General features: G+C 69.9%; 9 protein-coding genes. 2 read left to right on the forward strand and 7 right to left on the reverse strand.

The annotated features are described in order from the left end of the window. The first annotated feature begins 16 nt into the window (after positions 1 to 16). Complete coding sequence (locus tag OG302_RS13425) at positions 17 to 1,186, forward strand: PucR family transcriptional regulator (protein ID WP_371527002.1); 1,170 nt, start codon at positions 17 to 19, stop codon at positions 1,184 to 1,186. 70 nt (positions 1,187 to 1,256) lie between these two features. On the opposite strand, the gene OG302_RS13430 is transcribed toward OG302_RS13425, so the two are convergent. Further along, complete coding sequence (locus OG302_RS13430) at positions 1,257 to 1,853, reverse strand: TetR/AcrR family transcriptional regulator (RefSeq protein WP_371527003.1); 597 nt, start codon at positions 1,851 to 1,853, stop codon at positions 1,257 to 1,259. A 97-nt stretch (positions 1,854 to 1,950) separates the two neighbouring features. Here OG302_RS13430 and OG302_RS13435 point away from each other — a divergent pair, with 97 nt between their 5' ends. After that, positions 1,951 to 3,504 (forward strand): MFS transporter, encoded by a 1,554-nt coding sequence (locus OG302_RS13435; protein WP_371527004.1) that lies wholly within the window; start codon positions 1,951 to 1,953, stop codon positions 3,502 to 3,504. Positions 3,505 to 3,612: 108 nt separating this feature from the next. Here the strand turns inward: OG302_RS13435 and serA are convergent, their stop codons facing one another. From serA to OG302_RS13465, 6 genes are all read right to left on the reverse strand, one after another. After that, positions 3,613 to 5,217, reverse strand: a complete 1,605-nt coding sequence (gene serA / locus OG302_RS13440; RefSeq protein ID WP_361838260.1) for a phosphoglycerate dehydrogenase — start codon at positions 5,215 to 5,217, stop codon at positions 3,613 to 3,615. A 227-nt stretch (positions 5,218 to 5,444) separates the two neighbouring features. Then, positions 5,445 to 6,443, reverse strand: coding sequence for a ketol-acid reductoisomerase (ilvC, locus tag OG302_RS13445; RefSeq protein WP_371527005.1), 999 nt, complete (start codon positions 6,441 to 6,443; stop codon positions 5,445 to 5,447). A 108-nt stretch (positions 6,444 to 6,551) separates the two neighbouring features. After that, positions 6,552 to 7,079: an acetolactate synthase small subunit gene (gene ilvN, locus OG302_RS13450; RefSeq protein ID WP_361838263.1), complete on the reverse strand. Its 528-nt coding sequence runs from the start codon at positions 7,077 to 7,079 to the stop codon at positions 6,552 to 6,554. Between the two features lie 29 nt (positions 7,080 to 7,108). Further along, positions 7,109 to 8,956: an acetolactate synthase large subunit gene (locus tag OG302_RS13455; protein ID WP_371527006.1), complete on the reverse strand. Its 1,848-nt coding sequence runs from the start codon at positions 8,954 to 8,956 to the stop codon at positions 7,109 to 7,111. Positions 8,957 to 9,189: 233 nt separating this feature from the next. Next, positions 9,190 to 12,069 carry a putative bifunctional diguanylate cyclase/phosphodiesterase gene (locus OG302_RS13460; RefSeq protein WP_371750111.1) on the reverse strand — a complete coding sequence of 960 codons (2,880 nt, stop codon included), beginning with the start codon at positions 12,067 to 12,069 and terminating at the stop codon, positions 9,190 to 9,192. Between the two features lie 439 nt (positions 12,070 to 12,508). Further along, a complete protein-coding gene (locus OG302_RS13465; protein WP_371527007.1) occupies positions 12,509 to 13,459 on the reverse strand; it encodes a 2-hydroxyacid dehydrogenase in 951 nt (316 codons plus the stop codon). Positions 13,460 to 13,480 lie beyond the last annotated feature (21 nt).

A 13,480-nucleotide genomic window follows, 5' to 3' on the forward strand; every position in this document is an offset into this window, starting at 1 on the left:
GGCGAACTACGTCAGAATGGACAGTGTGAAAGGCGATTACCAGGAACTGGTCGATGAGATCTCAGCCCTGCTCGGCGCGCCCGCGACGCTGGAGAACCGCGATTTCGAGCTGATCGCCTTCGGCGCGCACGACAGCGGCGGCGACAGCGACTTCGACGCGGCGGCCCTGGACCCGGTGCGCACCCGCTCGATCCTCACGCGCCGCTCCACGGCCGACGTGCGCACCTGGTTCGAGGGCTTCGGCATCACCCGCGCGACGGCACCCGTCCGCATCCCGCCCACCCCGGAGGCGGGCGTCCTCCGCGGGCGGATCTGCCTTCCCGTACGGCATCGGGGGTTCGCCCTGGGCTACGTATGGCTGCTGGACGACGAGCCGGGGCCGACGGACGCCCAGCTGTCCGCGGCCATGGAGGTCGCCGCCCGCATCGGCGCGCTGCTCGCCGACGAGGTGCAGGCCGGCGCCGATCTGACCCGGGAGTTCCGTGCCGTCCTGACCGCCGAGCGCGGCTGGCAGCGGGACATGGCCGTGGCCGACCTGCGCACGGCGCTGGGCCCGCGCGGCGAGGGCCTGCACGCCGTGGTCTGCGTGGCCCCCTGGCCCTCCGCCGACCCCGACTCGGCCCCTTCGGTCCGTACGGTGCAGGGGGCGACCGCCCTGTGCACGGTGCCGTGGGGCACGGCGGGCCAGAGCCTGGCGGTCCTGGTCCGGCTGCGCTCGGCGGACGTGCTCACCCCGGCGGTGTCGGCGGCCACCCGGCTCCTGGACGCGGCGAAGAACGCGGCGGCGGGCATCGCGAACGCCCGGCACGGCCTCGACGAGCTCGGCGCCGCCTGGTGGGAGGCGTCGACGGCGGCCCGCGCGGCCCGCGCCGAACCCCGCTTCGCCCCGGTGGCCCAGTGGTCGGAGGTCGGCCCCTACCGCCTCCTGACGTCCCTCCCCGCGGAGGCCACCGAGGACCCGGTGGCCCGCGCCCTGCTCTCCCCCGCCCACCGCGAACTGGCCCGCACCGCCGAGGTGTATCTCGACTGCGCGGGCCAAGCGGGGCGCACGGCCGCGGAGTTGGGGATCCACCGCCAGACGCTGTACTACCGCCTCTCGCGCGTGGAACAGCTCACGGGCCTTGACCTGGACGAGGGCGAGGACCGGCTGCTGCTGCACATGGTCCTCAAGGCGTCACGGCTGTAGAGGCATCACGGCTGTAGAGGTGTCACGGCTGTGAGGACATCACGGCTGTGAGGGCGCGGCTCACCACGCCTCACTCCCCTGACGCCCGCGCCATCACCCGCCGCATCCCCTCGGTGAGCTGCTCGGCGGTCGTCGCCGACTCCGGGTCGAAGAGCCACTGCACCATCAGGCCGTTGAGCAGCGTCGTGTAGAAGCGGCCTTCCGTCTCCACCAGGTCCTGCGAGATGACGCTCTCCTCGATCCCGGTGAACAGCGCGGCGAGCCCGCTGCGCCCTTCCCCCTGCGCCTTGACCAGCAGGTCGCGGACCCCGGCGAGGCGCTCCCCCTGCGTGATGACCTCGAAGGTCAGCATCCAGATGGAGCGCGACTGGGGGAACCCGCGCAGGATGTTCGCCCAGACCTGCTCGAACCGCTCCAGCGAGCCGTCCCGCGGGCCGTCCCCCTTCGCCCCGCTCTCCCCGGCCGGAGCCTCGTCGAAGCCGTCGGCCTTCTCGACCAGGGCGACGAACGCCTCCACGAGCAGCGCGTCCTTGGAGCCGTAGTGGTAGCCGATGGACGCGAGATTCGTCCCCGACTCCTTCACGATGTCGCGGGCCGTCGTACGCACGAAGCCCTTCTCCAGCAGGCAGCGCTTGGCGCCTTCGAGCAGATCCTCACGGTGTCCCATGCGGGCCAGCGTACCCCCGATCCATACGAACGTCCTATACCTTCGTTTTACACACTCGTACTAGACAAGCGTTTAAGACGTCCGTACAGTCCTCGGCATGACGAACTCGACGCACGATCAAGCGAATTCGGCGGTCCCGGAGCGCGCCGGCCGCAAGGAGTGGACGGCTCTCGCCGTCCTGATGCTGCCGCTGCTCCTTGTCTCGATGGACGTCTCGGTCCTCTACTTCGCGATCCCGGCGATCAGCGCGGACCTGGAGCCGAGCGGCACCCAGCAGCTGTGGATCTTCGACATCTACGCCTTCGTGCTCGCCGGGCTGCTGATGACGATGGGCTCCCTCGGCGACCGCATCGGCCGCCGCAAGCTGCTCATGTTCGGCGCCCTCGCCTTCGGCGCGGCCTCCCTGACCGCCGCCTACGCCAACAGCGCCGAGATGCTCATCGCGGCCCGCGCGGTCCTCGGCATCGGCGGCGCGACCCTGATGCCGTCCACCATGGCCCTCGTCCGCACGATGTTCCGCGACGCCGGACAGCGCGCGAAGGCGATCGGCATCTGGTCCGGCGTGATGGTCGCGGGCGTCGCGCTCGGCTCGGTGATGAGCGGCGTCCTCGTCGAGTACTTCTGGTGGGGCTCGGTCTTCCTGGTCAACCTGCCCGCGATGGTGCTGCTCCTGGTCCTCGCCCCGGTCCTCATCCCCGAGTCCAGGGACCCGCGTCCGGGCCGCTTCGACCTGCTGAGCGTGCCGCTGTCCATGGCCGCCGTGCTGCCCGTCGTATACGGCCTCAAGGAGTTCGCCGCCGAGGGCTTCGAGCCCGGGTACGCCGTGTCGCTCGCCGTCGGACTCGTCTTCGCCGCCCTCTTCGTCCACCGCCAGCGCACCGCGGAGTCCCCGCTGATCTCACCGGCGCTGTTCCGGGGCCGCGGCTTCGCCCCCGCCGTCCTCCTGAACCTCATCTCCACGCTGGCGATGATGGGTTCGGCCTTCTTCACCACGCAGTATCTGCAGTCCGTCCTCGGCAAGAGCGCCCTGGAGGCCGCACTGTGGGCGCTGCTTCCCTCGGTCCTCATCGGCTTCGCCGCCCCGGTCGCCACGGCCCTGGTGCAGCGGGGGGTCGACCGCGCCCACGTCGTCTCGGCCGGCTTCGCCCTCTCGGCCTGCGGCTACGGTCTGCTGACCCTGACCGGCACGGACTCGATGTGGACCCTGCTCACCGCGGCCGGTGTCCTCGCCTGCGGTGCCGTGGTCGTCGGCTCGCAGCTCACCGACCTGGCGCTGGGCTCCGCCCCGGCCGAGAAGGCGGGCTCCGCGTCCTCGCTCCTGGAGACGGGCCAGGAGTTCGGCGGCGCGCTCGGCATGGCGCTGCTCGGCTCCATCGGCAACGCGGTCTACCGCGACGAGATCCCGGACACGGCCCCGGCCGAGGCCCACGAGACTCTCGGCGGCGCGCTGGCGGTGGCCCGCGAGATGCCGGACAAGGCGGCCTCCGCCCTGATCGACACGGCCAGGGAGGCGTTCACGAGCGGGATGCACGTGGCGGCGTTCAGCGGGGCGGCGATACTTCTGATCGCGGCAGCCCTGTCGGCGGTGACCCTGCGGAAGATCAAGCCGGCGAAGACAGCGGAGCCCGAGCCGGAGAAGGCCCTGGTCTGAAACGGAAACGGCAAACGCCGGACGGGCTGGAATCATCCAGCACGTCCGGCGTTTGAGGGTGAACTCGGCGGAGCCGGTGATGAACCGGCAACCGAAGCTACGGAGCAACTAGTCCGTGAGGTTCACCGCGCGAGCGGACTCCGCACCGATCTCGGCGGCCAGCTCGTTCAGCACCGACTGCGGCACGGTGTCGTCCACCGTCAGGACGGCAAGCGCCTCGCCACCCACATCGGCGCGAGCGACCTGCATGCCGCCGATGTTGATGCCCGACTCACCGAGGACGCGGCCGACGGTGCCGACGACACCCGGACGGTCCGCGTAACGGAGGACGACCATGTGCTCGGCCAGGGCCAGGTCCACGTCGTACTCGCCGATGGCGACGATCTTCTGGAGGTGCTTGGGCCCGGCCAGCGTGCCGGAGACCGAGATCTCCTCGCCGCCGGTCAGCGTGCCGCGCACCGTGACCACGTTGCGGTGGTCCGGGGACTCCGAGCTCGTGGTGAGGCGGACCTCGACGCCACGCTCCTGGGCGAAGAGAGGCGCGTTCACGTACGACACGGTCTCGTCGACGACGTCCTCGAACACGCCCTTCAGCGCGGACAGTTCGAGCACCTTCACGTCGTGCTGGGTGATCTCGCCGTACACCTCGACGTCGAGGCGGGCCGCGACCTCGCCCGCGAGGGCGGTGAAGATCCGGCCGAGCTTCTCGGCGAGCGGCAGACCGGGACGCACGTCCTCGGCGATGACGCCGCCCTGGACGTTCACCGCGTCCGGGACGAGCTCACCGGCGAGGGCCAGGCGCACCGACTTGGCGACGGAGACACCGGCCTTCTCCTGCGCCTCGTCCGTGGAGGCACCGAGGTGCGGGGTGCAGACGACCTGGTCGAACTGGAAGAGCGGGGAGTCCGTGCAGGGCTCCTTCGCGTACACGTCCAGACCGGCGCCCGCGACGCGGCCTTCCTTCAGCGCCGAGTACAGCGCCTCCTCGTCGACGATCCCGCCGCGCGCGGCGTTCACGATGCGGACGGCGGGCTTGACCTTGTGCAGCGCGTCGTCGCCGATCAGACCGACCGTCTCGGGGGTCTTGGGCAGGTGCACGGTGATGAAGTCGGAGACCTCGAGCAGCTCGTCGAGCGTGAGGACCTTGACGCCCATCTGCGCGGCACGCGCGGGCTGCACGTACGGGTCGTACGCGACGACCTTCATGCCGAAGGCGCTCATGCGCTGGGCGACCAGCGCGCCGATGCGGCCGAGGCCGACGACACCGAGGGTCTTCTCGGCGAGCTCGACGCCCGTGTACTTGGAGCGCTTCCACTCGCCGGCCTTCAGGGCCTGGCTGCCCTGGGGGATGTTGCGCGCGGTGGCGATGAGCAGGCCACAGGCGAGCTCGGCTGCGGTGACGATGTTCGAGGTGGGGGCGTTCACCACCATGACGCCGGCCTTGGTGGCGGCGGAGACGTCCACGTTGTCCAGGCCCACGCCCGCGCGGGCGACGACCTTCAGCTTCTTGGCGGCCGCGATGGCCTCGGCGTCGACCTTGGTCGCGGAGCGGACCAGAATCGCGTCGACGTCGGCGATGGCGGGCAGCAACTCGGCGCGGTCCGCGCCGTTGCACTGACGGATCTCGAAGTCCGGGCCCAAGGCGTCGACAGTGGCGGGCGACAGCTCTTCAGCGATGAGTACGACCGGTTTGCCGTTGGCAGCAGTGCTCACGTGAGTCCTCACAAGTCCAATGCGGACGGCCGTCCCGACGGCCGCATGCGGTGTCGCTTAGCCGCGTGGAAGACGCACGACGCTGTGGGCCCGACGCGAAAGTTGAATGCAGTCTAGTGGCGTACCGACGGGTGTCTTACGCCTTGGTGGAAGGATCACTCGTCCGTGGCTGGACGGGGCGGACAACGCCGGAGGGAGATCGCCCCCTCCGGCGTTGCCCGAGTGCCTCAGGCCTCGTCGTTCACCCACGACATGAGCTTGCGGAGCTCCTTGCCCGTGGTCTCCAGGAGGTGGTTCTCGTCCTGGGTCTTGTACTCGTTGTACTTCTTCAGGCCGCCGTGGTACTCGTCCATCCACTGCTTGGCGAAGGTGCCGTCCTGGATCTCGGCCAGGACCTTCTTCATCTCGGCCTTGGTGGCGTCCGTGATGATGCGGGGGCCGGTGACGTAGTCGCCCCACTCGGCGGTCTCGGAGATCGACCAGCGCATCTTCTCCAGGCCGCCCTCGTACATGAGGTCCACGATGAGCTTCAGCTCGTGGAGGCACTCGAAGTACGCGATCTCCGGCTGGTAGCCGGCTTCGGTCAGCGTCTCGAAGCCCGCCTTGACCAGCGCCGCGGTGCCACCGCAGAGCACGGCCTGCTCGCCGAACAGGTCGGTCTCGGTCTCCTCGGTGAAGGTCGTCTTGATGACGCCCGCACGCGTGCCGCCGATGCCCTTGGCGTACGAGAGAGCCAGCGCGAAGCCGTTGCCGGTCGCGTCCTGCTCGACGGCCGCGATACACGGAACGCCGCGGCCCTCCTCGTACTGACGGCGGACGAGGTGGCCCGGGCCCTTGGGGGCGACCATGCAGACGTCGACGCCCTCGGGGGCCTTGATGAAGCCGAAGCGGATGTTCAGGCCGTGACCGAAGAACAGCGCGTCGCCGTCCTTGAGGTTGTCCTTGATGGACTCCTCGTAGACCTGGGCCTGGATCGGGTCCGGGACCAGGATCATGATGACGTCGGCCTCGGCGGCGGCCTCCGAGGGGGTCACCACGCGCAGGCCCTGCTCCTCGGCCTTGGTCTTGGACTTGGAGCCCTCGTGCAGACCGACACGGACGTCGACACCCGAGTCACGGAGCGACAGCGCGTGGGCGTGGCCCTGGCTGCCGTATCCGATGACCGCGACCTTGCGGCCCTGGATGATGGACAGGTCGGCGTCGTCGTCGTAGAACAGCTCGGCCACTGGAAATCTCCTATGTGTGCTGGTGTTGCGACCCACCGTACGGCGGGCGAAGGGAAGAAAGTTTTCAGGTCTCGACATGCGGGCGGGACCGCGGCTCGTTCGCGCCGGTCAGGCCGAGCGGTCGAGCGCCCGCAGGCTGCGGTCCGTGATGGAGCGGGAGCCGCGGCCGATCGCGATGGTGCCGGACTGGACGAGCTCCTTGATGCCGAAGGGTTCCAGCATCTTGAGCATGGCCTCCAGCTTGTCGCTGGATCCGGTGGCCTCGATGGTGACCGCCTCGGGTGAGACGTCCACGGTCTTGGCACGGAACAGCTGGACGATCTCGACGATCTGCGAACGCGTCTCGTTGTCGGCGCGGACCTTGGCGAGGACCAGTTCGCGGCCGACGGCCGCGGACGGTTCGAGTTCGACGATCTTCAGGACGTTGACGAGCTTGTTGAGCTGCTTGGTGACCTGTTCGAGCGGCAGGTCCTCGACGTTCACGACGATGGTGATGCGTGAGATGTCGGGGTGCTCGGTGACGCCCACGGCGAGGGAGTCGATGTTGAAGCCGCGGCGGGAGAACAGGGCGGTGATCCGGGCGAGGACACCTGGCTTGTTCTCGACCAGGACGGAGAGCGTGTGCTTGGTGGACATGACTCTTGGTCTCTCTTTCGCTCTCGGTCTCAGTCGTCTTCGTTGTCGCCGAAGTCGGGGCGGACCCCGCGGGCGGCCATGACCTCGTCGTTCGAGGTGCCCGCCGCGACCATCGGCCAGACCTGGGCGTCCTCGTGGACGATGAAGTCGACCACGACGGGGCGGTCGTTGATGGCGTTGGCCTCGGCGATGACCTTGTCGAGGTCCTCGGGGCGCTCACAGCGCAGCGCCACGCAGCCCATCGCCTCCGACAGCTTCACGAAGTCCGGGACGCGGGTGCCCTTGTTGGGGCCGATGTCCTCGGGACCGCTGTGCAGCACGGTGTTGGAGTAGCGCTGGTTGTAGAACAGCGTCTGCCACTGGCGGACCATGCCGAGGGCGCCGTTGTTGATGATGGCGACCTTGATCGGGATGTTGTTCAGGGCGCAGGTGGTCAGTTCCTGATTGGTCATCTGGAAGCAGCCGTCGCCGTCGATCGCCCAGACCGTGCGGTCGGGCCGGCCGGCCTTGGCGCCCATCGCGGCCGGGACCGCGTACCCCATCGTTCCGGCGCCGCCGGAGTTGAGCCAGGTGGCGGGCTTCTCGTAGTCGATGAAGTGGGCGGCCCACATCTGGTGCTGGCCGACGCCCGCCGCGAAGATCGTGCCCTCCGGGGCGAGCTTGCCGACGCGCTCGATGACGTGCTGCGGGGAGAGCGAACCGTCCTCGGGCTGGGTGTAGCCCAGGGGGTAGGTGTCGCGCCAGCGGTTGAGGTCGGCCCACCAGGCGGTGTAGTCGCCCCGCACGCCGGCGGTGTGCTCCGCCTGGACCGCCTGGATCAGGTCGGCGATGACCTCGCGGGCGTCTCCGACGATCGGCACGTCGGCGGCGCGGTTCTTGCCGATCTCGGCCGGGTCGATGTCGGCGTGGACGATCTTCGCGAAGGGCGCGAAGCTGTCCAGTTTGCCGGTGACGCGGTCGTCGAAGCGGGCTCCGAGGGCGACGATCAGGTCGGCCTTCTGCAGCGCGGTGACGGCGGTGACCGCTCCGTGCATGCCCGGCATCCCCACGTGCAGCTCGTGACTGTCGGGGAATGCGCCGAGCGCCATCAGTGTGGTGGTGACGGGCGCTCCGGTGAGTTCTGCCAGGACCTTCAGCTCGGCGGTGGCCTGGGCCTTGATGACGCCGCCGCCGACGTAGAGGACGGGCCGCTTGGCGGCGGTGATCAGCTTGGCGGCCTCGCGGATCTGCTTGGCGTGCGGCTTGGTCACCGGGCGGTAGCCGGGCAGGTCCTGGGTGGGCGGCCACTGGAAGGTGGTCTGCGCCTGGAGGGCGTCCTTGGCGATGTCCACCAGGACCGGTCCGGGGCGGCCCGTGGAGGCGATGTGGAAGGCCTCCGCGATCGTCGCCGGGATGTCCTCCGCCTTGGTGACCAGGAAGTTGTGCTTGGTGATCGGCATCGTGATGCCGACGATGTCCGCCTCCTGGAAGGCGTCCGTGCCGATGGCCTTGGAGGCCACCTGGCCGGTGATCGCGACCAGGGGCACGGAGTCCATGTGGGCGTCGGCGATCGGGGTGACGAGGTTCGTGGCACCGGGGCCGCTCGTCGCCATGCACACCCCGACCTTGCCGGTGGCCTGCGCGTATCCGGTGGCCGCGTGGCCTGCGCCCTGCTCGTGCCGGACCAGGACGTGACGGACGCGGGTGGAGTCCATCATCGGGTCGTACGCGGGAAGGATGGCACCGCCGGGAATGCCGAATACCGTGTCGGCCCCGACTTCCTCGAGAGAACGAATGAGGGACTTCGCGCCCGTGACGTGCTCGACGGGCGTCGACTGCTGTCCTGAGGATCGGGGCCGCGGCTGCGGATGGTGGGCCCCGGTGGCCTGCTCGGTCATCGGCATTCTCTTCTCGAAGCTGAGGGTTTTTGCGGGGTGTTTGCGGGGGTTTGGCAGGTGCCGGTGCAACAAAAAACCCCTCGTGCCGTGGGGCAAGCGAGGGGAGCGCGTCGGAGCGGGTGCAGGGATTCCGGTGTTCGGACCGGTGAGTCCCAGCTTCAGCCGACGCGCTTTCCAAGTACGAGAATTCGGGTGCGCATGGCATTGACCCTCTCCCCGGCGCACTATGCCTGTCAAGTAGGTGGGACGGGGGTCTCATTATGTGAGCGGACGAAAGACTGCACACCTCCCCCGAACGTCACCGGAGGGCCGCCCGCCAGGACGGGCTCCGCGGGCCCGTGCGGCACCGGATACCGACCGAGCGACAGCGCACGGCGCAGGCGGTACTCGTCGAGCGGTCCGGAGAACGCCATGCCCTGCCCGTGCGTACAGCCCATCGCGCGCAGGGCGATGACCTGCTCCGGCAGGTCGACGCCGTCGGCCACCGAACGCAGCCCCAGATCGGAGGCGATGCGCAGCAGACCGGAGGTGATCTTGTGCAGCCGCGCGGACTCGACGACGCCCTCGATGAGACTTCGGTCCAGTTTCAGTACGTCGACGGGGAGCCGCCGCAGCGCGGTGATGGCGGCATAGCCGCTCCCGAAGCCGTCCAGGGCGATGCGTACGCCGAGTCTGCGCAGGGAGGTCAGCCGGCGCTCCAGGTCGTCCAGGGACACCCGGGGGTCGCTGTCGGCGAGCTCGATGATGAGCGCCCCCGAGGGCAGGCCGTACCGGGTGAGGAGCGCCTCGATGGAGCCCAGCGGCATGGAGCGGTCCAGGAGGCGCCGCGCGCTGATGCGGACGGCGACGGGCGTCGCATGGCCCGTACGGCCGCGCTCGGCGGCCTGCTGGACGGCCTCCTCGATCATCCAGCGCCCGAGCTCGGCGGTGCGGACGCCCTCCTGGGCGTCCGAGGTGTCGGCCACGCGAAGGAACTCGGCGGGCGTGAAGAGGATGCCCTGCGCCGAGCGCCAGCGCGCCTGGGCGGCGACGGAGGTGATGCGTCCGTCGTCCAGGGAGACCACCGGCTGGTGGAGCAGCGCGAACTCACCGTCGTGCAGCGCGGTGCGCAGCCGTGTCGCCAGCTCGGCCTTGCGGACGACGTCGGCTTGCATCTGGGGTGCGTACAGCTCGACGCGGCCCTTTCCCGCGGCCTTGGCGCGGTACATCGCGAGGTCGGCGTTGCGCAGCAGCTCGCCCGCTCCGATGCCCGGTTCGGCGAAGGCCACGCCGATGGACGCCGCCACGCGCACGTCGTTGCCGTCGATCGCGTAGGGCTGGGAGAGGGTGATTCTGAGACGGTCGGCCAGCTCGTAGATGTGCTGTTCGCGTGCGGCCTGGTCGCGGGTGCCGTCGCCCACGATGAGCGCGGCGAATTCGTCGCCGCCAAGCCGGGCCGCGCAATCCCCGGACCTGACGGCCTCCTGAAGGCGGCGGGCCGCCTGGATCAGGAGTTCGTCTCCCGCTTGGTGGCCGATGGTGTCGTTGACCGCCTTGAAGCCGTCCAGGTCGATGAAGAGCACGGCTGTGCCCCGGTCGGTGACCCGGCGTCCGGTGAGCGCCTGCCCCACCCGGCGGGTGAACAGGGCGCGGTTGGGCAGATCGGTGAGCGGGTCGTGCTCGGCGTTGTGCTGCAACTGCGCCTGCAGTCTGACCCGTTCGGTGACGTCGCGGCTGTTGAAGATGAGGCCGCCCTGGTGGCGGTTGACCGTCGACTCCACGTTCAGCCAGTCGCCGTCACCGGACTTGAAGCGGCACTCGATGCGGGTCGTGGGCTCTTCGACGGGGTTCGCGGTGAGGAACCGGCGGACCTCGTGGACCACGCGGCCCAGGTCCTCGGGGTGCATGAGCGAGGCCAGTTCGGAGCCGACGAGGTCGTCGGCCTCGCGGCCGTAGACCCCGGAGGCGGCCGGGCTGACGTAGTGGAGTATGCCGTTCGGAGCGGCGATCATGATGACGTCGCTCGAACCCTGGACCAGGGAGCGGAAGTGGTTCTCCTTCTGGGCCAGTTCCTGGGTGAGGGTGATGTTGTCCAGGAGCATGATGCCCTGGCGCACGACCAGGGCGAGCACGACCGTGCCCGCGGTGAAGAGCACGACTTGGTCGACGCTGCGACCGCTGAGCACGTTGTAGAGAATCCCCAACGTGCAGACGGCGGCGGCCAGATACGGCGTGAGCGCGGCCAGCGATCCGGCGATCGGTCGGGTGGCGGCGGTCCGCGCGTCCCTGGGGGCGGCGTCGTGCTGCACGCGCGCGTGCGGCTGCGCCTCGTCCCCGTGCTTGTGCCAGGGGGCCGCCCAGGGCGCGTACGCGAGGAGCAGTGAGCCGGCGAACCAGCCCGCGTCCAGCATCTGCCCCGAGCGGTAACTGGCGTGCAGCAGGGGCGAGGTGAACATCGCGTCGCACATGACGGTCAGCGCGAGGGCGCCGATCGCCGTGTTCACCGCCGTGCGGTTGGCGGATGACCGTCTGAAGTGCAGCGCGAGCACCATGCTGACCAGCGCGATGTCGAGAAGCGGGTAGGCGAGCGAGAGCGCGGCGTGCGCGACGCTCTGGCCCTCGAACTGTGCCGTGTGCGCGAGCGCGAGGCTCCAGGAGAGCGTGAGCAGAGAGCCGCCGATGAGCCATGCGTCGAGCGAGAGGCAGACCCAACCGGCCCTGGTCACCGGGCGCTTGGCGAGCACGAGCAGGCCGATGATGGCGGGCGGCGCGAAGCAGAGGAAGAACAGGTCCGCGAGGCCCGGGCTGGGCACCGGCTCCTCGAGCACGACCTCGTACCAGCCCCATACGCCGTTGCCCAGGGCCGCCATCGCGGACGAGAGCGCGAACAGGAGCCATGCGGGTCGAAAGCGGCTGCGACGGGTGCGTGAGTAGCGGAAACAGGAGACCGCGGCGGTCGCCGCCGCGATGCTCAGACCGAAGTCGCCCATGATCAGGGCGGCCCGGGACGATCCCCAGCCGAGCGCGGCCCCGGTGGCATATCCGCCGCAGACCACGAGGAGCGCGATCTGCGAGACCATGCCCGCGCCGCCGCCGGAGACGGGGCGCCGGGTCAGGGGTGCTCGTGGAGGCATCGGCGCCGTCAGACCTCCGCCGCCCTCCAGGGCGGTGGCGGGTGACGGGCGGGTGCTCACCGCGCCGCCCTGATCCGTGCCGCGTCCGTGTCCGTCCGCCTCTCGTGACCCGTCGGCTCCGGAACGTCGTGCGCGCGATCGGTGCGCGTCCGGCTGTGGGCCGGTGCGTGTGAGAGTCGTCGTCGGCGGCCTCGCCGCGTCGGATGGTTCGCCCATTGGCCGTCCATCGCCCGTCGCCCCCCTCGCGTCTGATGTCTCGTCCCCGGCGCCGACGAACTGTCCACGGCGCAGCCCCTGTCGGGACGATACACCAGTCTCGTCACTCAGGGACATAGCTTCTCTACGCTCCGTAACGGCCGGAAGGGTTGCGAACACGGGGCGCACACAAACAGGTGCGGAGTGTGCTCGAACGATCCCTGGGTGACCGGGGCTTGGTGTGCTATTCGGTCGTCAGGACGACGTTGTCGAGGGGTTCCCCGGCGGCGTATCGGGTCAGTTGCGCGGCGAGCAGGCGCTTGGCGCGGGGCAGGAAGGCGGAGGTCGATCCGCCCACATGCGGGCTGACGAGCACTCCAGGAGCCTGCCACAGGGGATGACCCGCGGGCAGCGGTTCCGGGTCGGTGACATCGAGGGCGGCGGTGATCCGGCCGCTCTCCAGCTCGGCCAGGAGCGCCTTGGTGTCGACGACGGGGCCGCGCGCGACGTTCACGAGCAGTGCGCCGTCCTTCATGCGGGCCAGGAAGTCGGCGCCCACCAGGCCACGGGAGGTGTCGGTGAGGGGCGTGGAGAGGATGACCACGTCGGCGTCGGGCAGCAGTGCGGGCAGTTCGGCGAGCGGGTGCACGGGACCGCGCTCCGTGGCACGGGCAGAGCGCGCGACGCGCGCCACCCGCGCGCACTCGAAGGGGGTGAGCCGGTCCTCGATGGCGGAACCGATCGATCCGTATCCCACGATGAGCACGGACTTGTCGGCCAGCGCCGGGTAGAACCCGGACCGCCAGTCCTCCTGCCGCTGCCCCTCCACGAACCGGGGGATGCCGCGCAGGGACGCGAGGATCAGGGCGAGCGTCAGCTCGGCCGTGCTGGCCTCGTGGACCCCCTTCGCGTTGCACAACTGCACGCCGGGTGCGAGGAACTTGAGCCCGGACTGCATCTGGTCGACCCCCGCGGAGAGTGTCTGTACGGCACGCACGGACGTCATCTCCGGCAGCGGTCGTACGGCGATCTCCGGCCCCTTCAGATAGGGCACCGCATAGAAGGCGCAGTCCGCCGGGTCCGCGGGAAAGTCCGGGCCGCCGTCCCAGAAGCGGTAGTTGATCCCGGCGTCGGCCGCCGGGGGCAGGCCTTCGATCTCGTCCGCGGCGTAGGGGAGCCATACATCAGTCGTCATGGTCAGGAGGCTAATGCGCGG

It is taken from the genome of Streptomyces sp. NBC_01283, assembly GCF_041435335.1.
Taxonomy (GTDB): Bacteria; Actinomycetota; Actinomycetes; order Streptomycetales; family Streptomycetaceae; genus Streptomyces.